Consider the following 22,440-nt stretch of genomic DNA (forward strand, 5'->3'; position numbering starts at 1 on the left):
AAAGCTATAAAATGTTTAGTTATATGGCTATCTAAGAAACTTCAATGATAAAATTCCAAATTTTTAATAGAATTAACTTACTGATTATCTTAGATTTAGTTTGAATCTAATCCTTTCTTTATTTAATTAGTAATTAATGATTTATAGCTAACCATTTATAATTGAAGTAGCATTTGTTCCTTCATTGAATAATAAATCCAAGATACTCAAATTGTTTTCAAAAGTAGAGTTACTTGATTTGTTTTCAGTAGTAGAACTATTACTTTCTTGTTCATTATTTTCAAACTTATTGCCAAATGTTTGATAATATTCTTGATGTGTAAAAATGGCAGGTTTTTTTGGCGAAATTATATTTCGCTTATCTAAAATTTTGTTACTAGGTTGTTTTTCAAAACTTTCTGTTTTTTCAAGTGGAATGGAAATACGGAGGAGTTTCTGACAGATAGTCAGAAGTTTGTAATTAAATTCCCATAAAAAAGCTGGAGGATTTTCATATAATGGTTCTAAAAAATCAGCGTAATGAATAAAAAAAGGACTTTTACCATACGCAGATTTTATACTTTGCCAGTGCTGACGATTCCAATCTGTCGAATAATCAATCTTTACTTCTGTAATCAGTGTTTTCTGACTTCCTTTCTGTACAGGAACAGTTAGAGCTAATCTTCCATTTGCGCCCAAAATATAGGCACGGTTACGATAGCTTTGTTTATTAAAATTTTCGTTAGCTTCTAAAATTACTGTATCAGCTTTTAAAAGTGTTTTCCAATAATCTAAGCTAGGTAGATAATGAAGTTCTATTAGAGTTTTTATCATTGAGTTATAGAATGAGTTTTGTGCATTTAAAAAGTAAAATTACGAATAAAAAATCACTCCTTCTTAGCTGACTTGTAGCAAGCAAAACTTTATACTACACTCAAAAAAATATTTGACGGTGTTGTGAAAAAGTATAATAAGTTATTTTGTTGTTGTTGTCGCTACGCTAAAACATCACCAACAGCTTTTACTTTTATTATTTATAAGTTAGTAACTCTGAAATACTTTAACGAAAATCATACTTTGTCGAACACCACCACCAATTTTACTCTCTAATAAACAAAATTCCTGTATTGAAAAATCCCTATTTAAATTCAATAAATAGAGGAATTTTTTATAAAAATTAATCTAGGATTTTATCAATCTCCTTCATTAGTCTATCTGTTTCAGATAAAGCAACAATGATTTTTTGATAGTGATTGATGTCTTCAAAAGTCAATTTTCTATCTCTTCTATCTTTGAGCCACTTTTGGGCAGGTTGATAACCTCCAATGTAAAACTCCCAAGCCGTAGCAGGAACATTGTCAAAATATTGAGTTTCATTGATATAGACTTTTCCTAATTGTGTCTTTTTATCAAGATTAAATTTTGGGCGTTGTTCTACTTCATTTTGTCCTTCTACTGGATAAGAAGTAATAAAATTATCTACTACATCACTTTCCAATAAATGAATCTGTCTTATCTAACTACCCAAATCAACCAATTTCCAAAACATTTTTTCATCACTAGGATACGGAACTCTAGGAAAATCTATTTTCAAAAACTCCTTGTATTTTTCTCTATAATTTGGCGAATGAAGAACAGCATAGATATAATCCAAAATATCAATAGGCGCAAATGTTCCTTTCTTTTGTATCTTTTCATCTGTAAATACTAAACCTAATTTTTGAGCGATTTGAGCTACTATTTCCTTTTTGAGATTGGGAATTCTGTCAGAACCTAATCCTAAAGAAAGTATTTGAGGTTTTGTTTCTTCTAATTGACTTTGAATTTGCTCAACAGTTGCTTTTGCTTCTTCATACGAACTCCGATGTTCTTCAAAAAAAATAGCATTATTTTCATCTGCATCAATAGAATTATAGAATGGAAGAACCTTTTTATTAAAGAAATTTTTCACTTGGTTATAATGATATTTTGCTTGTTGCAAACGAATTTTTAGTTCTTCTTTTTTCTCTAATGTTGAGGGACGATGTAAACGTTTGCGATTCGGATAAATGTAAAGAGGAAAAAGGTAGCCATTGTCTAAAGTAGAAACAGCAGATTTATCAGTAATAAGATTTGTAATAAAAAATTTACTTGTCAGATTATTACGTATTCCTTTCAAACTTAGTAACCCTAAATTAGAAACATCTATAAAATTTGTCATCAAACTTTCTCTACCTCTTTCTACCTTATTCAAATCATAATTTATATACCTCACATCAAATAAACGGTAAAGTATTTTTTCAATGTTATTGATTTCAAAACGTTTTTTTAATTCTTCTTTATCAAACTCTATCAATTCAGAGTCATTTGCTGTTGTGATTCCCATTCCGTGAATAGAAAACAAATCATTAATTTTAAATCCCTAACTATATATTTTTATTCCTTCAAAATCTTTAGGTACAAAAAAATAATTAGGAGAAAGTGTTTTTAAAGTTTTCCATTTTATAGATTTAAGGCTGTTTTGTTCTAAAAAATCAAATTTTAGTTCTCTATTCCCCATTAAATCAAAGTGAAAAATTTTAGCTAATTCATTCTTTTGTTTTTCTCCTGTTTTTACAAAAATGTTTATCGAAACGCCTTGCATAATATCAAATACATTTTGGTCTGGAGTTCCGTCTGCTAAAGTTTCTTTCTTTTTTGAATTTCCATGCAAGTCTAAAACATAGATTTCATCAAAACTTTCTAATAAATGTTTTCTCATCTGACGATGAATAATTCCATCTAAAAAGCTATTATTAGTGATAAAAGCCAAAACACCACTTTTATTTTTGTCTATAAAATGTTGTCCAAAACGAATAAATTTGATATAATCATCAGAAAGAGGTTGAATATTTTTCTCTTTTAAATTCTTTTTGTAGTCTGCAATAAGGTTTTGAATCCAATCACTTTTATTTGTGCTACTAACGGCATACGGAGGATTACCCAAAACAACCATTACAGGCGTATCTTTTTTGATTTTATTGGCTTCATTAGCTTCTGTACTGAGCCAACCTGCAAAACTTGTTTCTAGTTCTGTGGTTCCTTCTTCTAGTGAATTTGTCAGAAATACTCTAAAACGCTGCTCTTTTGTAGGCTTAAAATCAGTTTTCTTTTTTCCTTCTAAATCTCTATCTCCAATATCTTTTGCTTCAATAAATCCGACAGGAATATCATTTTTAGTTAGAACATAGTCAGGCGCACCACAAGCAATGCGTTTGGGTTCATTGGTAGCTGATACCTTTGGAACAATACTTTCTAAAAGTGTCTGTAAATCCCCTCTAAAAGTATGTTCGGTAGCATTTCCTAACTGAAAACGCTGATTGATTTTACTGATATATTCTTCTAAAGTCATTTTTAGATTATTATAAATTAGGTTTAGCTAGTTAGAGTTTTTATGGCTTTATAGGCATAAAATAGAGAATTATTAGGAATTCCTTTTAGTGGTTTGTTGAGGAAATTATAGGTAGTTTCTTCAATCAGAAATTCTTTTTTATCTATTTTTTGTGCTGTTGGTTTTTCTAAAGGTGTTGTATCATTTTTGATGATTTTTGCTGCTATATAGGCTATTTTGGTAGCACAAAGAAAAGCATCATCTCTATGAAAACTCAAAAATGTCCAGTTTTTAAATGTTTTTATTCCTTGTGTAAGTTCTATATTATCTTGTTTGATTACTTGCAAACAGGTTTGAAATATGTCTTGAGCCACATCTAGGCTTGTTTTCTCTTTTAGTTTTGGACGATATTCTATTTCCTTAGCTGCTATTTTTTCAAACGATTGAATCACTATTTCAAAGTTTTTGATTTCATCAAATAACTGTCCTATATCAAACATTTGCTTGATAATTTCGGTCTGTTTTCCTTTTCCGTATTCTATTCCAGTTGTATTAGGTGCAAAAGCTGTCAATTTATCTCCTACAATAGATTCTATACTTGGTACATTTACCTTTTTGATAGGATTAGATGTTTTTAGCCATTCTTTATCAATAGGTATTTGTAGCGTTTGAGGATAGGGATTTGCATCAAACAAAATATCTAGTAGAATATGATTATCATTTTGTCCTGTTTCCTGTGCTGCAAAGTTTAGTTTGTAATGCGCCTTAGGAATTGTTCCTTTATAGCTTCTGTCTTCTTGCAATTCATAACCAAAAAACACTTGTTTTTCTTGACAAATAGTAGCAAGTATAGTTTCAATATCTTCTTTTGTAGCTTCTGTGATAATATCAATATCTATTGAAAATCGCTGTGGATAGGCTAAAAGCAAAATCAGACTCGTTCCACCTTTAAAAGTAAAATCTAATCCATTTGTTTGGAGAAGTTCAGCCAAACGTAATGCATAGAACATTTTTTCTAATAAAGGAGGATTTAGAGTAGCTTTAGGATAGTGCTGCTTGATAGCCGTTTTCATATCCTCTATGTCTATTGGTTCAATCATAAGAAAATTTGATTAATTTCATTTTCAAAGTTTTCAAATAGAAATACTTTTAATTGATTTTCCTTTCCTCTTCTTTTTGCGTATGCAAACATTTTTTTGAAGTCAAGGACATAATTAAGCAATATATTTCGAAATATCTGAATTTGTTCAGCTCCTTTATAAGCAACCAATAAAGCACTATCAACAAACAAATCAACAAGCATTTTTTCTAAATAAGGAACAGAAATAATGTCATTTTCTACCTTTATTTCTTGTTTTGGAGCTTTACTTATCATTTTTTGAATAATAATTGGATTTTTTGCTTCAAAGGCGTATCTATCCAATATGGCTTCATCTTCTTTGTGTAGTATCAAAAATACTTCGCCAAAGTTCATGTCTTTTAATTCATAAAAAACAGATTCGGTGGTTTCTTTTTCTATTTCTATGACAGTAAAATTTTGTAGTATCTGATGTCTTGAAAACTGATTGTACCAATCACTTTTCCAAATACAAGAATTACTTAAATCAAACCTAGAAGCCAAATGCTGGTGTAATACAAGTGTATTTGCATCTAGGTTAGGTTGAAAAATAGATAAAATCTTATAGGTGATTGCATCAATTTCTCGTACTATTTTTTGTTGTTTTAACTCTTGGAGTTGCCAAAAAAAATCACTTTCTGAATCTTTAACAACACTTTTTTGATGTAATTGCTGCAATTCCTTCAAACTAATAGTTGCTTGACGTAAAGAATACTCTTGTATTCTTTCTAAAAAAGGAGTATTCATTGTATGTGTTCAATTTTTCAATTTACTGTACTGGTACTATAAATTAATTATTAGTCTTTATTCAAAAATAGCTATTTATGGCAAGGTACAATTTTTTTACTTTTTATCCATAGTAATCAGTAAAAAAAGCCTACAAGATTCAATTTGTAGGCTTCTGTATTTTATTCTTAGTAAATCTAATTCTAAAACCTAAAAGGTTTAAGATATAGAAATAAAAAGTAAGTAATTATTATACAAATATATATATGTGAAAAAAGGCTAAGTATTTTCGTAATTAGCCTTTTTTTATCTTACAAATCTATAAAAAGAAAAACTTTACTAATTTATTTAGTAAGGTTTCTCTCAGTCCTCTGACAAAAGATTTTGAAACGAGATAAAAAAAAGCCATAATTGAGTTTCTTACAAAATTTTTCTCACAAATTTTTCTCAATTATGGCAAAAGCAAAGTATGCTTCTAGTGGTAAAGTTACAAAATTAGTTACTGTTTTATCTTCTCATTTAACAGAGTTTCATTTTGCACGAGTTCAATTTATAGGTCTTTTTGTAATAGCTGTTATAAAAGTAGGATTAGGAGGGTTGATTCAAATTGCTACAGCTTTTGAACGGAATGTAGAGTGCAGCTCCTCTTTACGTCGTATTGAACGCTTTTTAAATCACTATAACCTTGATTTTAAGGCAATTACTCTTTTAATTGTTTCTTTACAAGGTATTGATAAGTGGAAGGATATTGTTTTATGTCTTGACCGTTCCAATTGGAAAGTGGGTAAAAAAAATATAAATATTTTGTTACTTTCAGCAGCTTATAAAAATGTTTCAGTGCCTCTTATTTGGTCTGTTTTTCCAAAAAAAGGAAACTCTTCTACTGAAGAACGCATCGAATTAATAGAACGTTTTTTATCTATTTTTCCTAACCTATCTATTTCTTCTATTGTAGCAGATAGAGAGTTTGTAGGTCAAAAATGGTTTACTTATTTATCAGGAAAAAACTTTGATTTTGTAATGCGACTAAAGTCTAATTTTAAAGCGACTAGAAAAGGTAAAACAAAGTCAATTGCAGCCTGGTGTAGAGGACTGGCTATTTCAGAAACGTATCATTTAGAGGGTGTTTTTATAGTCAATGGTGTAGAAGTATATTTATCTGTAAGTAGAACACAAAAAGGATATATTTATCTAGCTTCACCTGTTTTTTTAGAAAACGCTTTTGAAATTTATAAACAACGTTGGGAAATAGAAACGCTGTTTAAAGCACTAAAAACACAAGGTTTTAAGCTAGAAAATACAAAATTGACAGAACCAGAGAAAATAGCTAAATTACTTGCTCTTTGTTCTATTGCATTTGTTTGGTGTTACAAAGTAGGGGAGTGGAAACATAAAAAAACGAAAATAAGAGTCTGTTCAAATGGATATAATGAATACTCTTTTTTCCGATATGGATTACTAGAAATCAAAAAAATACTCAATAATCCAATGAGTAAAGAAACTAAATTCAATCAGAAAATTAAAGTTTTGTCAATGGAGTGAGAAGGTTTCTAATTTATCTTATTGGTTGTCTGACAATTTTTGTGTTTTAGTTTGAAATAGCTAATGCTCTCCATCTTAGATGCTCAAAGTTAGGCATTCCGAATGCGACTCTTCTTATACTTCTAATTAGATTATTTAATCCCTCTGTTACAGCATTTGATAATGAATTTTTGACATAATTGGCTACATATTCCATTGTACTATTTAAAGTATTTGTAAACGATTTAAAGATGTTTTTCAGCTCCTCATTCATACTTCCTACCCATTCCTCTATTTTTTGTAGTACTATTTCTATTTTTTGGTTATTATCAAGAATATGATGAAACTGTTCTCTTTTCCAATAGACTTCTTTTAACAAGGGACAATCTTCAAAACAAAGTTGTAAGTTAATTAATTCCTTGTCTGATAAGTTATGATATTGTTTATATAAAATCCACTTTAAACGGCGATAATTTAGGTTATCAGTTTCTGACTTTCTGAGCAGTTTACGAAATTTATCAACACAACTATTGAGTAAGTTAGTCACATGAAATCTATCTAAAACGATAGTTGCACTAGGAAAACAGTGTTGAGCTACACTAATATAACCTCTCCAATAATCACAAGAAACATCTGTAATTTGCTCACAGAAGGAACTACCTAACGACTCAAAATGAGCAATCAAATCTTCTTTTTTGCGACTTTTTAGTATATCTACTAGTGTTCCTCTATCTAAATCTGTTAAAACACATAGATAATCTTTCTTACCTTTTCTATGGCTTTGTTCATCAATTCCTAAACGTTTTACTTGAGCATAACGTTGGGCTAAATCAACTCGTTCTTTACAAAGAGACAAAACTGTACGCTCAACCGTTTTAGGATGAACATTTAAAATGACTGCACTTTCTGAATAGCTTTGTTTCCGAGCCACCATAAACATAAAATCTTCTTGACGATGAGTATGAGATTTATTCGCATCTGCAAAATCAAGTGACTCAGTAAAATAACTAGTACAGGTTTTACAGTAAAATTGACGTATTTTTATGGATAAATAAACCTCTCTTGAAATTAAATTTAAATCACGAACAATGCGTTTATAACTCTGATGAACTTGAGAACTAACTTGACCACAAGTAGGACAAATACAAGAACTCGTTGATAATTTACAAGAAATAGTAACTTTGTCTTTTGTCAATTCAACAGCTTCTACTTTTACAGAAGACAAATTGAGTAAGTGTTCATATAATTCTAAATTTTCCATTGCTAAATATAAATACTTTTTGTGTTTCCACAAAAATTGTCAGACAACCATCTTATTTCATCCAATCTTCTTTTTGAGGGTTATTTTCTATGTCTGCTATTGCATCTACATAAGAATAATACTTCTCAACTTTCTTTAAATCCTCTTCTTTTACAAGTTGTAACATCTCTTTGGATAAATATTCTAATTCTTCGTAAGATTTGCTGTCTCTATTGTAAAATAAGCAAGTAATTTTACTATCTTCAGACTTACCTACATATTTTATGGTCATCAATGGACCACCTGACTTTAGAGATACTACATCTCCTACTTTATAATTGACATTATTCATATAAAAGTTATTTAAATAATTGAAAGATTAATTAAACTAACATAAGAGGCTGTCCGAAAAGTACGGATAGCCTTTTTTTTATGGTTAATTTTTTTTATTTTCGAGGTATATATACTTTTATACTAACGTTATATAGCCTATGGCAAAAGTAGTTTTCAAAAACCAAAGTGGTAAGCAGCCCGAACTTTTTCCTGTCAATATATTTGACAAAATTCCAGCTCACCATCCTGTTCGTTTAGTTGAAAAGGTGGTTGATTCATTGGATATTAGCGATTTGATTTCTCAATACAAAGGTGGAGGTTGTTCAGCTTATCATCCAAGAATGCTCGTTAAAGTGCTATTCTATTCTTATTTATCCAATATTTATTCTTGTCGTAAAATAGCTAAAGCTCTTGGGGAGAATATTCATTTTATGTATTTATCAGGCAATTCTACACCAGATTTTAGAACAATTAATGACTTTAGAGGTAAAATTTTGAAGGCACACATTCATCGTTTATTTGGAGAAGTTGTTAAAATGTTGGTTGAAATGGGTTATGTAAGTCTTGATGTTCAATATATTGATGGAACAAAAATAGAGGCTTGTTCTAATCGTTATACTTTTGTTTGGCGTGGTAGTATTGAAAAAAATAAAGAAAAGTTAGAAACTAAAGTAAATAAAATTTTATCTGATATTGAAAGTAGTATTCAATCAGATAATCAAGAAGAAAATAAAGAAGAAGTATCTACTCCATTAGATTCAGAATTATTAAAAGAAAAACTCGCTCAAATCAATAAAAAACTAAAAGAACCGAGTAAACAACAGGCAAGAGAACTAAAAAAAATGCAAGATGAATATCTTCCTAGATTAAGTAAATATGAAGAGTCTCTGAAAATTTTAGGTTGTAGAAACTCGTATAGTAAAACAGATACGGATGCTACTTTTATGCGGATGAAAGAAGATCACATGAAAAATGGACAACTCAAACCTACTTATAATGCTCAAGTGTCCACAGAAAATCAATTTATTACCCACGTTTCTATTCATCAAACGGCAGGAGATACCACCACTTTATCCTCTCATTTAGAAGGATTTGAAAATCAGTACAATAAACAAAGTAAAGAAGTAGTAGCTGATGCAGGTTATGGAAGTGAAGAAAATTATGAATTACTTGAAAAAAAAGAAATTACTGCCTACGTTAAGTACAATTATTTCCATAAAGAGCAAAAAAGGAAAATGAAAAATAATCCTTTTTTAGTTCAGAATTTATTTTACAACAAAGAATTAGATTTTTATGTCTGTCCGATGGGGCAAAGAATGAAGAAAATAAGAGATGGAAAACGTACTTCAAGTAATGGATACGAATCGCAAGTATCTTATTATCAAGCAAAAAGGTGTCAAGATTGTCCTCTTCGCAATTTATGTCATAAAGCTGAAGGCAATAGAATAATACAAGTGAATCATCGTTTAAACCAACTAAAAGAGAAAGCTAGAAATTTACTAACTAGTGAGAAAGGATTAGAGCAGCGCAGTAAACGCCCTATAGAAGTAGAAGCTGTTTTTGGGCATCTCAAATATAATAATAAGTTTAATCGATTTACTTTTAAGGGATTAGTAAAAGTAGAAATGGAGTTTCTATTGATGGCTCTTGGACATAATTTTAGAAAAATGGTGGCAAAAACTGCCGATAAGCTAAAAAATACTTTCAATTCTAAAAAATCATCTTTTTGCACCTTTTTTTATACTCAAAAAAATCACCAAAAGACAAAATTTGTTTGCATCATCAAAAAAATCAACCAAAAAGAAGAATTACAAAAAATAGCTGCATAAAAAGAGGCTGACCTTTTCGGACAGCCTCTTAATGCTATTTTCTTGATGTATTTGTCATATACATTTTGGGCGAACAGTGGGGTTCGAACCCACGACCCTCGGTACCACAAACCGATACTCTAACCAACTGAGCTATGATCGCCATATATATAATTACAGATGTTGAAGCGTTTTTTTATGTGTTTCGTTATCTACTTCCGTAATTGTGAATACAAAGGTAATAGCTTTAATTGAAGTTTGCAAGAGATTGAATTAACTTTTTCTGTTTTTTTTGTAAAAATTTTCTCTCAAATTTCAATATAAAAATTAAGTGTAAATTTTATTCTTGATAACTCTTTCATTATCAATATGTAAATAAAAATTAATTTTATTTTTTGCATTCATTAACTCAACCGAACTTAACGAAAAAAAGTTCTTATCTTCTTGTTTTTTTAAAAAAAGAAGGCGAAGTTTTTATTTTAACCTAAAAAATGAGTATGTTTAATTATAAATCCAACCTTTTGAAAGCTTTTTCTTTTTTGCTAAAAGGAAACTAAAAAACAGCTCCTTAAAAAAATATCCCTTATTCCTATTTTATACATTTAAATTTCATTATGTCCAATCCTAATTATAAAGATATTTTTATTTCTTATGGAAGAGCAGAAAGTAAATATTTTGCTTCTCAACTACATGATTTACTAACAGCAAAAGGATATAAAGTTTGGTTTGACCAAAATGATATTCCTTTAGCTGTCGATTTTCAAGATCAAATAGATGAGGGAATAGAAAAATCTGATAATTTTATTTTTGTGATTGCACCTCATTCTATTCGTTCGCCTTATTGTAAAAAAGAAATTGAACTGGCTACAAAATATAGCAAACGAATTATTCCTATTCTTCATATTGAGCCTTCTGGAGAAATTATAGAAGAATTTATGGATACTTCTATTAAAAAGCGTAATTGGCTTTACATGAGGCAAAATATAATAGAAGGAAAAGGACAACACGAATGGACAAATATTGATGATAGAGAGCAAGGAGAAGAAGGATTATTTTCTATTTTAGAAAGTCATAAAGACTATGTACGTCGTCATACAGAACTTTTACATACAGCCTTAGAATGGGAAAAGCAATATCGTAATACTCGTTATTTGCCTTTTGGAGATAGACAAACAGAATCTGAACAATGGTTACTTACTACCTTTAATGATGGACAACCTCCTTGCTTGCCTTCGTCTATCCATTGTGAATTTATTGCAGAAGCTCGTAAAAATTCTGAAAACAGAATGACTGATGCTTTTGTCTCTTATGCAGAAGAAGATGAAGAAATTCGAAATAGAGTTCTACGTTCTTTATCACAACATCTTATAACTACTTGGACACACCAAATGGACATTCAGGCAGGAGGAGATTTTGATAAAGAGGTTGAAAATGGAATAGAACAAGCCGATAATTTTATTTTCTTTATCACACATGAATCTATAAAATCAGAATATTGTAAAAAAGAACTTGCACATGCTGTAAAATACAATAAACGAATTATTCCTTTACGAATGGATAGCGTTCCTGTTCATGATTTTCCAGTAGAAATTAGAAATTTACAATTCATTGATTTTACAGATAATAATTATGATTTTATTCCACGTTCGAAGAATGAAAAAACAGATTATGAAAAAGATATAGATGAATTACTCAATCAAATAAATACAGACCGAGATTATTATCACAAACATAAAATAATTCTTAATAAGGCAATTCGTTGGAAGGAACAGAATCATAATGCCAGTATTTTACTTAGAGGACATAATCTTGATGAAGCAAAAATTTGGTTAAAAATAGGTTTGCAAAGAGAAACACATTTGCCTACACGTTTGCATGAAGAGTTTATTAGAGAAAGTGAAGCAAAAAGTGGACAACTCAGCACAGAAGTATTTATTTCTTATTCAAGAGCAGACGGAGACTATGCTAGAAAGCTCAATGATGAGTTACAAGAAAACGGTAAAACAACATGGTTTGACCAAGAAAGTATTGCTTCTGGGGCAGATTTTCAACAAGAAATTTATAATGGAATAGAAGCATGTGAAAACTTTGTGTTTATTATTTCTCCTGATTCTGTCAAATCTCCTTACTGTGAAGATGAAGTGAAATTTGCTGCTCAATTAGGAAAGAGAATTATTACCATTTTGTATAGAGCAACAGAGACATTTGATATTCCGATGGAATTATCAAATATACAATGGATAAATTTTATCCCTAATCAAGTAACTTTTCACGATTCATTTGCTGAAATGATTCGTACATTAGATACAGACCGAGCACACGTAAAAGCTCACAATCATTGGTATCAAGAAGCTCTACAATGGCAAAGACAAGGAAAAAATGATGATTTTTTACTTTTTGGAACAGAATATTTTTTGGCGCATTCATGGTATGAAGAAGCTGTTCTCAAAAAGAAAATCCCTTCTCCAAATGCCTTACAAGCCGAATATTTGGAAGCCTGTAAACAATCTATTGAAGCCAAAGAAGCAGAGAAAAAAGAAGTAGAAGAACAATTACTTACTTTAGAGAAAGCTAGAAATGCAGAAGCTAAAAAAAGAATTGAACGTCAAAAAATATTTTTAGTTATAGCTTCCTTTGCACTTCTTATTTCAATAGTTGCAGGAGTATACGCATTTATAGAAAAAGAAAGTGCTGAAAATAGTGAATTAAGAGCAGTAGAAAATGAAAGATTAGCTAAGCAAAATGAAGAAGAAGCCATTAAAAGTAAAATGGAAGCACAAGAAGCGATTCGAAACCTAAACGAAAAAAATCAACAGTTAGAAAATGCCTTGGCAAAAATAGATTCTGCTATACAAAAACAAAGTGTAGCAGTAAAACAAAAGATACAAGCAGAATCTATATTAGCTGTAAAAGAAGATAAATTTAAGAAAGATGGTTTTGTCAAACAAAGAACATTCTTAGAAGATAAAATGAGAATACGTGATGAAGTGCTAAAAACAAAAAAATCATTACTCAATTATGCTCGTCAATTGGAAAGTTTGGGCGTAGTGCGTACTTCAGTTAGACAGTCTATGGAAAAGCAAATTGAGGAAGATATAAAAGTATTGCTCAAATCTTTATAAATTACGACCTGCCAAAGCAGCGAAGCTAATTACGAATTTATTTTTTTTAACGGCAAGAAATTCAAAACAATTAAATAGCAAGATAATTTCTCACTAATCACTAATCACTAATCACTAATCACTAATCACTAATCACTAATCACTAATCACTAAATAAAGTATGACTACTAATTCATCAGATTCAACCTCTATAAATAAAATGAAACTTGATTTGCCTTTTTTGAGAAAAGAAGTCAGTAAATTAGCTGAAAAAGTAGCTAAATTTATTTATAAGGAAGCTCAAGATTTTGATAAAGATGACATTGAAGTCAAAAGTTTTAATAGTTTGGTTTCTTATGTAGACAAAGAAGCTGAGAAAAAAATTGTCGAACGTCTTAGAGAACTTTTACCTCAAGCTGGAATTATTGCAGAAGAAGGAACAGGAACTCCAAAAGAAGAAGGTTTTAATTGGATAATTGATCCACTAGATGGAACGACTAATTTTGTACATGGAATTCCAGTTTATTCAATTAGTATTGCACTCTCATACACAAAAAATAACAAAACAGAGCTTTTAGTAGGAATTGTCTATGAAGTAAATCGTAAAGAATGTTTTGCAGCACATCAAAATGGAGGAGCAACTTTAAACGGAAAAAAAATATCTGTTTCTGGAGAAAAAGAACTAGGTAAATCACTAATTGCAACAGGATTTCCCTATGAAGATTTTGAGAGAATAGAAGATTATCTCTTTATGATGGGAAAAATGATGAAAGCTGCACATGGTTTGCGTAGATTAGGCTCAGCAGCTGTAGATTTGTCTTTTGTGGCAGCAGGACGTTTTGAAGGTTATTTTGAATACAATCTAAATGCGTGGGATGTAGCAGCAGGCGCACTTATTGTAAAAGAAGCTGGAGGAATTGTAAGTGATTTTGAAGGAAATGAAGTTGTTGATAATTATGTTTTTGGAAAACAAATAATTGCAGCTACAAATATTCATTCACAGATTTTAAAATTAGTAAAAGAAGTATTTTTGAAGAAATGATAAATCAAGAAGGAGATATTATTCAACCAAATCAACTCTTAAAATTTATTGGAGTAAGTGTTTTTATGTTTTGGTTTTTGATGCAATTAGAGTCAAGTGTTAGCATATTTTTACGATACCTTGCAATATATCCTCCTTTTGAGATAAATTATTCTCTTGCTTATATTCTTATCGAATTTTTTGTTTTGATACTGATTTTCTTCTTGTTTAATAAGTTTTTGAAAAATATAAAAGCAAATTATCAAAACCAGAGTTATCTCAAAAAAACAATTATCTTATTTATTATTGGTGTTGTACTCCTCAATAGTATTATGTTCATACTGCCTTTTCATTTGCTAGAATTTTTAAAAGTAACTTTTGAATTCAATGAAAGTAGTGAGAAGCCTTCTGTGCAGAAAGTAAAGACAATAGCACTTGTTGTATCATTTATAATAAAAATTGTTGTTTTTGCATATTTTTCTCTCAAAAATACGAATTTTCAAAACTCTTCTACTTCGTTTTAAATTTTATCGTATTTTTGAAAATCTAAATCAAGAAATAACTTTATTCACAATTTATAAAGTATGAAACAAGGAGTTGATGAAATAGCTTCATTATATTTTGCTTGTATTTATTTCTAAACTCTAACTTCATACTTCTAACTTTATTAAAAATGGGATTACTTTCAGGAAAAAATGTATTGATTACGGGTGCTTCTCGTGGAATCGGACGTGCAATGGCAGAGCGTTTTGCAGAAGAAGGTGCAAATGTTGGTTTTACATATCTTTCTAGTGTAGAAAAAGGCGAGGCATTACAAAAAGAACTTTCAGAAAAAGGAACAACTATAAAAGGCTATCGTTCGGATGCTTCTGATTTTAAAGCTGCTGAGGAGTTAGTAACTAATTTTGTCAAAGATTTTGGTTCTCTTGATGTACTTGTCAATAATGCAGGAATTACAAGAGACAACTTGTTGATGCGAATGAGCGAAGACCAATGGGACGAGGTGATGAGAGTCAATCTAAAGTCTGTTTTTAACTTAGTAAAGGCTTCTACACGTACATTTTTGAAGCAAAAACAAGGTTCAATCATCAATGTAACTTCTGTAGTTGGAATTAAAGGAAATGCAGGGCAAGCAAATTATGCAGCTTCAAAAGCTGGAATTATTGGTTTTACAAAATCAATTGCCTTAGAATTAGGGTCAAGAAATATTCGTTGTAATGCTATTGCTCCAGGTTTTATAGAAACTGAAATGACAGAGCAATTAGATGAAAAAATGATTGCTGAATGGAAAAGCGCAATTCCGTTGCGTCGTGCAGGTTCTTCAAAAGAAGTAGCTGATGTTACTGTTTTCTTAGCTTCAGATTATTCAAAATATGTTACAGGACAGGTTCTTCAAGTAGATGGTGGAATGCTTACCTAATTAGAAAAAAAATGACTCTTCCGACTAGCGAAATTATAAAATGGTGTGCGTTCGTCTTCTCAAAAACGAACGAAACGCTTCTGAGGAAGCGTTTTTTTCAGTTCTGAGGAACTGAACACACAATGTTTCACTAAAAAAGTTGGAAGAACCAAAAAAAATAACGTATAAAAAAAGAGGTTGAACTTTTAGGATAACCTCTTTTTTTATTTTTGATAGAGTCATTTTGTGATTAATGACCTCCTTTTTGGCAACAGGCAGGCAAATCATTGTAAGCACCCGACTCAGCTTCTACTTCGTCAGCATCATAACCTACATTCGAAATTGCTTTTTTGATAGCTTCTGCATTGATTTTTTTAGGGTTAAAAACTACTGTTGTTTCTTTTTTATCTACATCAACAGAAACTGATTTTATACCTTTTTCTTGGATTAAGGCTTCTTCAATGCGCTCTTTGCACATGCCACATTGGATAGATTCAGTTTTGATAACGATAGTTTCGCTTTTTTTAGGCGCAAATGTATTTGAAGTTCCTACAAAGGCGATAAAGATAAGAGCTAATGAAAAAATGATAGATTTCATAAAATTGAAAATTGATTAAATGAATAATTTATAAAAATGAAAGTTTATTTATTGAAATTTAAAACCTCGTTGATAGTTGCATTTTGAACCTCAACGAGGGTTAAAAGAGTTATTTAAAAATAAAAACGTAAACCTGCATAACCCATTGTGCCCATAATTGGAGCATATACTCTACTTGTATCAAAATGCTCTCCAAATGGATTTTGAGAGTTTAAAATAGGATTAGATTGAGAATAATTAGTCAAATTTTCTCCTCCTATATAAATTTCTAAAGGTTTATTAGAAATTTTGAAATTACGAGTAATTTGAGCATTCATTAAGAAATAAGCAGGACTTTGAGAAATTGCAACTATTTCATTATTATTCGCTTCGTTGTAATAAGCTGGCAAACGTTGTGAACCAATAAACTGTCCAGTCCAGTCAAAAGCCCATTTTTTATTTTTAGTTTGGTATTCTAAGTTTGTGAAAAAACGGTGTGCTGCGTTGTAGGGAACGGTTACTAACTTATTTTCAATAGTTGTTTTGACATCATAATATTTGTAGGCAAAAATAGCTTTTAAACCGTGTGTAATTTCATATTCGGCTTGAACTTGAAAGCTATTTGCAAAAGATTTTCTGTTGTTATTGGCATTTAGATTATCAAAACGAATTTCTGAAGGATTTTCTACATTCAAAATAACTTGATTTTCAAAATCTGTTCTATAAAAATCTACTGTAATTTTTCCTTTTCTACCTGCAATAGTATAACCTTGAACAAAACTTGCCCCTGTATTCCAAGCTATTTCTGGTTGTAAATCAGAATTAATAATTAGTTTTCTAGAACTAGCAAAGAAACGACTATTTTCTACAATCGGATTGGCTACACGAAAACCACGTCCAGCAGAAGCACGAAAAACCGTATTTTTGGCAGCATTCCATTTCAAACTCAAACGAGGAGAAACTTGTGTTCCATACAAATTATGAAAATCAGAACGCACACCAGCCACAGCCGTAAAATCTCCATCTCTATTGAATGTATACTCTGCAAAAACAGCAGGAATAGATTCTTCTCTATCTAAAACTAACTCTTCATTAGGTTCGTTTTGATAGTCATTGTAATTCTGAAAGGTGTTATTATAAACATAACTCACACCACTACGAAGCAAATGTTTCTTAGAGATTGTCCAATCCACAATTCCATTATAAAAGAAATAATCTTCTTTTCCATCATAGAATTTCTGTCCCCAAACTTGATTTAATTCATGATGATTTGCTGTAATCTGATTTCCAAAACTTACATTTTTACCTAAGAAAAAACCTAGTTTTGCCCAACCTTCAATCCTACGAGTATTCATTTCTACACCATATGATTGTTGAGAAATATCACCATTTAGTAATTCTTCTTTTGTAGTAGGTTCATAGTCTAGTTGTCCACCAAAACGATTTTCATCTAAAACACGAATTCCAAACTGGCTTTCAAAGTTTTTACCTTCATATTTCCAACGGTTTAAGGCATTTAGTTGGCGATATTTTGGTAAATCTAAAAATCCATCATTGTTTCTATCGTTTTCCATTATAGAGCCACTTGCATGCAAAAGTGTAGCAGAACTCCATTTTGAATTGATATGATGAATAAGATTTAAGTTTCCTTCTAAACGTCCATTTGGATTGAAGTAAAGGTTTAAAAGGTTTTCATTTTTCTCTTTTTTACTTTTTGGACTAATTAACTGTGTGTTTATTTGTCCCGTTATAGATTCATAACCATTGACAACTGAACCTGCACCTTTATTGATGTCAATTGAAGAAACCCAAGTTCCTGAAATAAATTGAAGTCCAGAGCGAACATTCAAACCTCTCATCATGGGCATTCCTTCCACTAAAAGCTGAGAATAAACACCATCAAGTCCTAACATTTTTATTTGACGAGAACCTGTAACAGCATCGGCAGTAGTGGCATCAACAGAAGCATTAGTTTCAAAACTTTCTGAAAGTGTACAACAAGCAGCTTTTTTCAAATCACTTGTTGTAATAGTTTCATTTTGATTAACAATTAAGTCATTTAAACTAGATTCTACTGTTACACTTGCTAAAGATGAAGATTGTAATGTGATTTCTAAGAAAGTTTTTCCTTCTGTAGAAATGGTATCACTTTTATAGCCTGTATAACTGACGATTAATTCATCAGTTTGAGTTATTTTTTTGAGTTTGAAATTTCCATTTTCGTCGGTGGTTGTGCCTATTGTTGTTCCTTTCCAAACTAAGTTGGCAAAAGGTAAGGCAGAAAGAGAATCGGAGTTTGTATCAGAATTAGATTGACTAATTTCAGAAATTGTTCCTTCTATAAAGGAATCATTTTGTGCAGTTGTTGTATTAGTAATTGATAAAAATATCCAGATTACTAAAGACAGACTACAACCAATAAAATTATATTTTTTCATTTTTATTGAGTTTATTAAGATTTAAAAATGTAGCGTACACTTTAGTGTGCGAGTATTATGTACCGTACCTTTTAAGGTGCGACAAAAACGACTATCTACAATCTAAAAACCTGAATAAAGACAATAAAAAGTTTACCTAACTTCCAATTGGGGGGAGGAAGGTCTGCAAAATGAGTAATTTGAAAAGCTGTAAAAAATGACTTTTCTGTAAATTTTTTTAAATAAATTTGAGAAGGAAGAAGAGCTATAAAATGACCAAAATCAAAAATAATTTTTTGAGTAGAAATAGCTTCAAAATTAGCTTTTTCATAAGAAACTTCTGTATCACAACAATTATCTTTAGTATTTTCTAAATGATAGGTGTCTTCTATATGTGTATTTTTATCTGTCAGTCTTGCAAAATTAGCTGCTGAAATATCACAACAACATTTTTTTGCTTCTACTATAATAGACGTATTTGTTTTTCCACTCATCTGACAATAATGCTCAATAATTGGCAAGCCCACCGAACCCAAAATGAGTTGGAGAGAAAGCCAAAGGCAAGTTATTGTAATATGTAATTTTTGGGAAATCAACTAGACTATTTTGATTAAAAAAGATTGAGTTTTGAAAGAATTTTGAATTTCTTGTAACAAAGTTATGCTATTTATACGTAAAACTTCAATTTAAAGGTTTTATTTTTGGGTTTTCTGTATAGTTTTGCAGTATATTTATAATCCATTAACTAAAATCAGTCTAAAACGTTTTTCACAACTCAACCAAACCACCTACTTTTTTATGAATTTTGAGTATTTATTGACAGCACAAGGACTTACAAGTCTTTTTATTCTTGCCCTTTTAGAAATTGTATTAGGGATAGATAACATTATTTTTATCAGTATTATTGCTGGAAAAGTTCCACCAGATAAGCAGCAATTTACTAGAACGGTTGGTTTGGCTCTTGCTCTGATTGTACGTATAGGTCTTCTGTTTGGTATTACATGGTTAGTGGGGCTTACAGCTACTGTCATTGATGCTACCGAATTTATACATATGTTAGGTATCGAACAAGATTTGGGAGAAGGAGGAAAACTTTCTTGGAAAGATATTATTTTGCTTTTAGGAGGTTTGTTTTTGGTTTATAAAAGTACGACCGAAATCCACGATAAAATGGAACTTACTGAAGAAGAGGAGACTCCAAAATTAGCTACTAATTCTGTTGCTGCTGCTATTTTTCAAATTGTTTTAATAGATATTGTATTTTCGTTTGATTCTATTCTTACGGCTGTCGGAATTGTAAAAGAAGTAGCTGTAATGATTGTAGCTGTTATTATTTCAATGGCTGTAATGATGGTTTTTGCAGGAAAAATTAGTGATTTTATCAATAACAATCCTACTTTTAAAATGCTTGCTCTTTCATTCTTGATTTTGATTGGCTTCTTATTAGTTTTGGAATCTTTAGAAGTTCACGTCGAAAAAACATACGTTTATGTAGCGATGGCATTTGCTTGTATGGTAGAAGTGCTTAATATGCGTACTCGTAAAGGAACACAACAAAGCCGTAATATTATTCCGATGGGACTTTCTGTGCCTATTCCGTATATGCAAGATGTGAAAGAGGATGATAACAATGATAAATTGTAAATTATTAGTTCCATCAAGCAAGCTGCGTAGCTGCGTAATATTTGTAGAAATTGAATTTATTTTATTTTCATCCAGCTGCATAGCTGCGTAATATTTGTAGAAGTTGAATTTTGTTTTGATTTAAAAAAATAATTATGCCAAATGCTTATACACAACTTTATGTTCAGCTTGTTTTTGCTGTAAAGGGAAGAAATAGTTTAATAAAAGAATCATTTAGAGAGGAATTGCAAATGTACATTACAGGGATTGCGAAACAAGTAGGACATAAGCCTTTGGCAATTTATTGTATGCCTGACCATTTACATTTGCTTATTGGATTAAATCCTAATTTGACTATTTCAGATTTAGTAAGTGAAATAAAAACATCTTCTAATAAATTTATAAAAGAGAAAAAATTTGTAAAAACAAAGTTTGAATGGCAAAGAGGTTATGGAGCATTTACTTATTCGAAATCTGCTTTGGATAATGTTGTAAATTATATTCTAAATCAGCCTGAACATCATAGAAAAAGAACTTTTAGAGAAGAATATATTTTATTATTAAAGAAGTTTGAGATTGATTATGAGGAGAAATATTTATTTGAATGGATTGAAGACAAATGATTTTAATATCAAATAAGAATTTCAATATTTCGCAGCTATGCAGCTTTAAATTTCGTTTTGTTATATTTCTACAAATATTTTGCAGCTACGCAGCTTAGATAAATAAAAAAATAGGATATAAAATAAATGCTCAAAACCCAAAAACTAACTATTGGTTATCCATCCAAAATTATCTTAGAAAATCTAAATCTTCATTTAGAAAAGGGAAAATTGACAGCTCTTTTGGGAATAAATGGTGCAGGAAAATCTACTCTGTTACGAACTATTGCAGGTGTACAAAAACCAATTTTGGGAACTGTTTTTCTAAAACATCATAACACTCAAAAATCAATTCAAAAACTTTCTAAAAAAGAAATAGCTAAAAAAATAAGTTTGGTTCTGACAGAACAAGCAGCCACAACTCGCTTGACTGTCAAAGAATTAATTGCTTTAGGGCGTTATCCTCATACTTCTTGGAATGGAAGTTTTGATAAGGAAGACCAAAAAACAATTGATTGGGCTTTGGAAGCTGTTTCGATGAATGAATATGCAGATATTCCTATAGGAGAATTGAGCGATGGACTTCGACAAAAAACAATGATTGGACGTGCGCTGGCACAAGAAGGCGATATTTTGCTTTTAGACGAGCCTACGGCACATTTGGATTTGGTAAATCGTAGTGAAGTGATGCTACTTTTATCACAGATTGCAACGGATTTTAATAAAGCAATTTTAGTTTCTACTCACGAATTAGACCTTATTTTACAGATTGCTCATACCTTGTGGCTTATTTCTTCCTCTAATTCTGATGAAGATAAATTGAACCAAAAAGGAAAGTTACAAAACCGAAAATTACTTGTTGGATTGGCAGAAGAATTAGTTTTGAATGGAGAATTAGCAAATGCTTTTGTTCGTCCCCCACTTTATTTTGATAGAGAAAAGGGAAATTTTAAGATTCAGAATAAAGAACACAAAATTACTTATTGTATTGAAGGCGATACAATCGGAACATATTGGACAAAGTTAGCCTTAGAAAAACGAGGAATTTATTCAGAAATAATTGATACTAATCTCAAATTAATAAATTTTGAAAATAATTTGATTGTCAAAGTAATAAGGAAAGATGAAAATAGTTGGCAATGGTTCTTTGAGGAGAAGATTTTTGAGAGTTTGGAGGAGTTTTTAGAATTTTTGTAAACGCATAAAAATTAAAGAAAATAAGAGAAGTTATATAGAACTAATTATTTCTATCACTTCACAAGAAGCAGTTTTTTTCGAACCTTCCATAAAATAGCCAACTGTTCCTATTTTTATTTTTTCATTATGATAGGGTAGAGAAGAAGAAATTGCAATCCACATTTTGGCAGTTCCTTCTTGTGCAACAGGTTTTTCTTTACTAATAATTATTTTACCTTCTTCATCTTCAAATTCAGCCCAAATGCTAAATACCCCTTTTTTTGTGTGATTTTCGTGTTCATACCAAAAGTTACCTTTGATTCCTTGAAAAGGAGGTGTTTTTCTTCCTCCTTCTTCTCTTGTATAAAACTTATATTTTACTCTAAAATTTGCTTTTTTATTCCATTGCTCTTCATAAGGAATATGTAATTCTTGATTTATCATAATTATC

Annotated in this window: 19 protein-coding genes, 1 tRNA gene and 1 pseudogene; 9 read left to right on the forward strand and 12 right to left on the reverse strand. The window is 30.4% G+C overall.

Features of this window, described 5'->3' with window-relative positions:
- Positions 1 to 147: 147 nt before the first annotated feature.
- The 5 genes and pseudogenes from V9L05_RS23395 to V9L05_RS23415 all read right to left on the reverse strand — a co-directional run bounded on the left by V9L05_RS23395 (position 148) and on the right by V9L05_RS23415 (position 5,192).
- Entirely contained in the window at positions 148 to 813 is a 666-nt protein-coding gene (locus V9L05_RS23395) for a WbqC family protein (protein WP_338815532.1), read from the reverse strand.
- Between the two features lie 343 nt (positions 814 to 1,156).
- Positions 1,157 to 2,344 (reverse strand): annotated as a pseudogene (locus V9L05_RS23400) (type ISP restriction/modification enzyme).
- Between the two features lie 36 nt (positions 2,345 to 2,380).
- Positions 2,381 to 3,349, reverse strand: a complete 969-nt coding sequence (locus tag V9L05_RS23405; protein ID WP_338815533.1) for a hypothetical protein — start codon at positions 3,347 to 3,349, stop codon at positions 2,381 to 2,383.
- Between the two features lie 23 nt (positions 3,350 to 3,372).
- Positions 3,373 to 4,428 (reverse strand): nucleotidyl transferase AbiEii/AbiGii toxin family protein, encoded by a 1,056-nt coding sequence (locus V9L05_RS23410; RefSeq protein ID WP_338815534.1) that lies wholly within the window; start codon positions 4,426 to 4,428, stop codon positions 3,373 to 3,375.
- Positions 4,425 to 5,192 (reverse strand): DUF6577 family protein, encoded by a 768-nt coding sequence (locus V9L05_RS23415; RefSeq protein WP_338815535.1) that lies wholly within the window; start codon positions 5,190 to 5,192, stop codon positions 4,425 to 4,427. Before V9L05_RS23415 ends, V9L05_RS23410 begins: the two co-directional genes overlap by 4 nt.
- Positions 5,193 to 5,624: 432 nt before the next feature.
- Here V9L05_RS23415 and V9L05_RS23420 point away from each other — a divergent pair, with 432 nt between their 5' ends.
- The gene (locus V9L05_RS23420; RefSeq protein WP_338811925.1) at positions 5,625 to 6,713 is read left to right on the forward strand and encodes an IS4 family transposase; all 1,089 of its coding nucleotides are present in this window, start codon (positions 5,625 to 5,627) and stop codon (positions 6,711 to 6,713) included.
- A 46-nt stretch (positions 6,714 to 6,759) separates the two neighbouring features.
- Here the strand turns inward: V9L05_RS23420 and V9L05_RS23425 are convergent, their stop codons facing one another.
- The gene (locus tag V9L05_RS23425; protein ID WP_338812543.1) at positions 6,760 to 7,953 is read right to left on the reverse strand and encodes an ISL3 family transposase; all 1,194 of its coding nucleotides are present in this window, start codon (positions 7,951 to 7,953) and stop codon (positions 6,760 to 6,762) included.
- A 52-nt stretch (positions 7,954 to 8,005) separates the two neighbouring features.
- Entirely contained in the window at positions 8,006 to 8,284 is a 279-nt protein-coding gene (locus V9L05_RS23430) for a DUF2158 domain-containing protein (RefSeq protein WP_338815536.1), read from the reverse strand.
- Positions 8,285 to 8,423: 139 nt separating this feature from the next.
- Between V9L05_RS23430 and V9L05_RS23435 the strand changes: the two genes are divergently transcribed.
- Positions 8,424 to 10,094 carry an IS1182 family transposase gene (locus tag V9L05_RS23435; RefSeq protein ID WP_338812234.1) on the forward strand — a complete coding sequence of 557 codons (1,671 nt, stop codon included), beginning with the start codon at positions 8,424 to 8,426 and terminating at the stop codon, positions 10,092 to 10,094.
- A gap of 68 nt (positions 10,095 to 10,162) precedes the next feature.
- On the opposite strand, the gene V9L05_RS23440 is transcribed toward V9L05_RS23435, so the two are convergent.
- Positions 10,163 to 10,236: transfer RNA gene (locus V9L05_RS23440), tRNA-His, on the reverse strand.
- A 451-nt stretch (positions 10,237 to 10,687) separates the two neighbouring features.
- Between V9L05_RS23440 and V9L05_RS23445 the strand changes: the two genes are divergently transcribed.
- The 4 genes from V9L05_RS23445 (at position 10,688) to fabG (ending at position 15,615) form a co-directional block, all read left to right on the forward strand.
- The gene (locus tag V9L05_RS23445) at positions 10,688 to 13,195 is read left to right on the forward strand and encodes a TIR domain-containing protein (protein ID WP_338815537.1); all 2,508 of its coding nucleotides are present in this window, start codon (positions 10,688 to 10,690) and stop codon (positions 13,193 to 13,195) included.
- Between the two features lie 160 nt (positions 13,196 to 13,355).
- Positions 13,356 to 14,216 carry an inositol monophosphatase family protein gene (locus V9L05_RS23450; protein ID WP_338791114.1) on the forward strand — a complete coding sequence of 287 codons (861 nt, stop codon included), beginning with the start codon at positions 13,356 to 13,358 and terminating at the stop codon, positions 14,214 to 14,216.
- The gene (locus V9L05_RS23455) at positions 14,213 to 14,719 is read left to right on the forward strand and encodes a hypothetical protein (protein ID WP_338815538.1); all 507 of its coding nucleotides are present in this window, start codon (positions 14,213 to 14,215) and stop codon (positions 14,717 to 14,719) included. Before V9L05_RS23450 ends, V9L05_RS23455 begins: the two co-directional genes overlap by 4 nt.
- A gap of 149 nt (positions 14,720 to 14,868) precedes the next feature.
- Positions 14,869 to 15,615: a 3-oxoacyl-[acyl-carrier-protein] reductase gene (fabG, locus tag V9L05_RS23460; protein WP_338815540.1), complete on the forward strand. Its 747-nt coding sequence runs from the start codon at positions 14,869 to 14,871 to the stop codon at positions 15,613 to 15,615.
- A 229-nt stretch (positions 15,616 to 15,844) separates the two neighbouring features.
- Here the strand turns inward: fabG and V9L05_RS23465 are convergent, their stop codons facing one another.
- From V9L05_RS23465 to V9L05_RS23475, 3 genes are all read right to left on the reverse strand, one after another.
- A complete protein-coding gene (locus tag V9L05_RS23465) occupies positions 15,845 to 16,192 on the reverse strand; it encodes a heavy metal-associated domain-containing protein (RefSeq protein ID WP_338791120.1) in 348 nt (115 codons plus the stop codon).
- A 113-nt stretch (positions 16,193 to 16,305) separates the two neighbouring features.
- The gene (locus V9L05_RS23470; RefSeq protein WP_338815541.1) at positions 16,306 to 18,609 is read right to left on the reverse strand and encodes a TonB-dependent receptor; all 2,304 of its coding nucleotides are present in this window, start codon (positions 18,607 to 18,609) and stop codon (positions 16,306 to 16,308) included.
- Positions 18,610 to 18,704: 95 nt separating this feature from the next.
- Entirely contained in the window at positions 18,705 to 19,184 is a 480-nt protein-coding gene (locus V9L05_RS23475; protein WP_338815542.1) for a hypothetical protein, read from the reverse strand.
- A gap of 202 nt (positions 19,185 to 19,386) precedes the next feature.
- Between V9L05_RS23475 and V9L05_RS23480 the strand changes: the two genes are divergently transcribed.
- The 3 genes from V9L05_RS23480 (at position 19,387) to V9L05_RS23490 (ending at position 22,010) form a co-directional block, all read left to right on the forward strand.
- Positions 19,387 to 20,232 carry a TerC family protein gene (locus V9L05_RS23480; RefSeq protein ID WP_338815543.1) on the forward strand — a complete coding sequence of 282 codons (846 nt, stop codon included), beginning with the start codon at positions 19,387 to 19,389 and terminating at the stop codon, positions 20,230 to 20,232.
- A 134-nt stretch (positions 20,233 to 20,366) separates the two neighbouring features.
- A complete protein-coding gene (tnpA, locus tag V9L05_RS23485; protein ID WP_338791128.1) occupies positions 20,367 to 20,834 on the forward strand; it encodes an IS200/IS605 family transposase in 468 nt (155 codons plus the stop codon).
- Positions 20,835 to 20,960: 126 nt separating this feature from the next.
- On the forward strand, positions 20,961 to 22,010 hold the full coding sequence (locus V9L05_RS23490) for an ABC transporter ATP-binding protein (protein WP_338815544.1): 1,050 nt from the start codon (positions 20,961 to 20,963) through the stop codon (positions 22,008 to 22,010).
- 30 nt (positions 22,011 to 22,040) lie between these two features.
- Here V9L05_RS23490 and V9L05_RS23495 read toward each other — a convergent pair whose 3' ends face one another.
- Positions 22,041 to 22,433 (reverse strand): hypothetical protein, encoded by a 393-nt coding sequence (locus V9L05_RS23495; protein ID WP_338815545.1) that lies wholly within the window; start codon positions 22,431 to 22,433, stop codon positions 22,041 to 22,043.
- Positions 22,434 to 22,440: the final 7 nt, after the last annotated feature.

This window comes from Bernardetia sp. Wsw4-3y2, from assembly GCF_037126295.1.
Taxonomy (GTDB): Bacteria; Bacteroidota; Bacteroidia; order Cytophagales; family Bernardetiaceae; genus Bernardetia.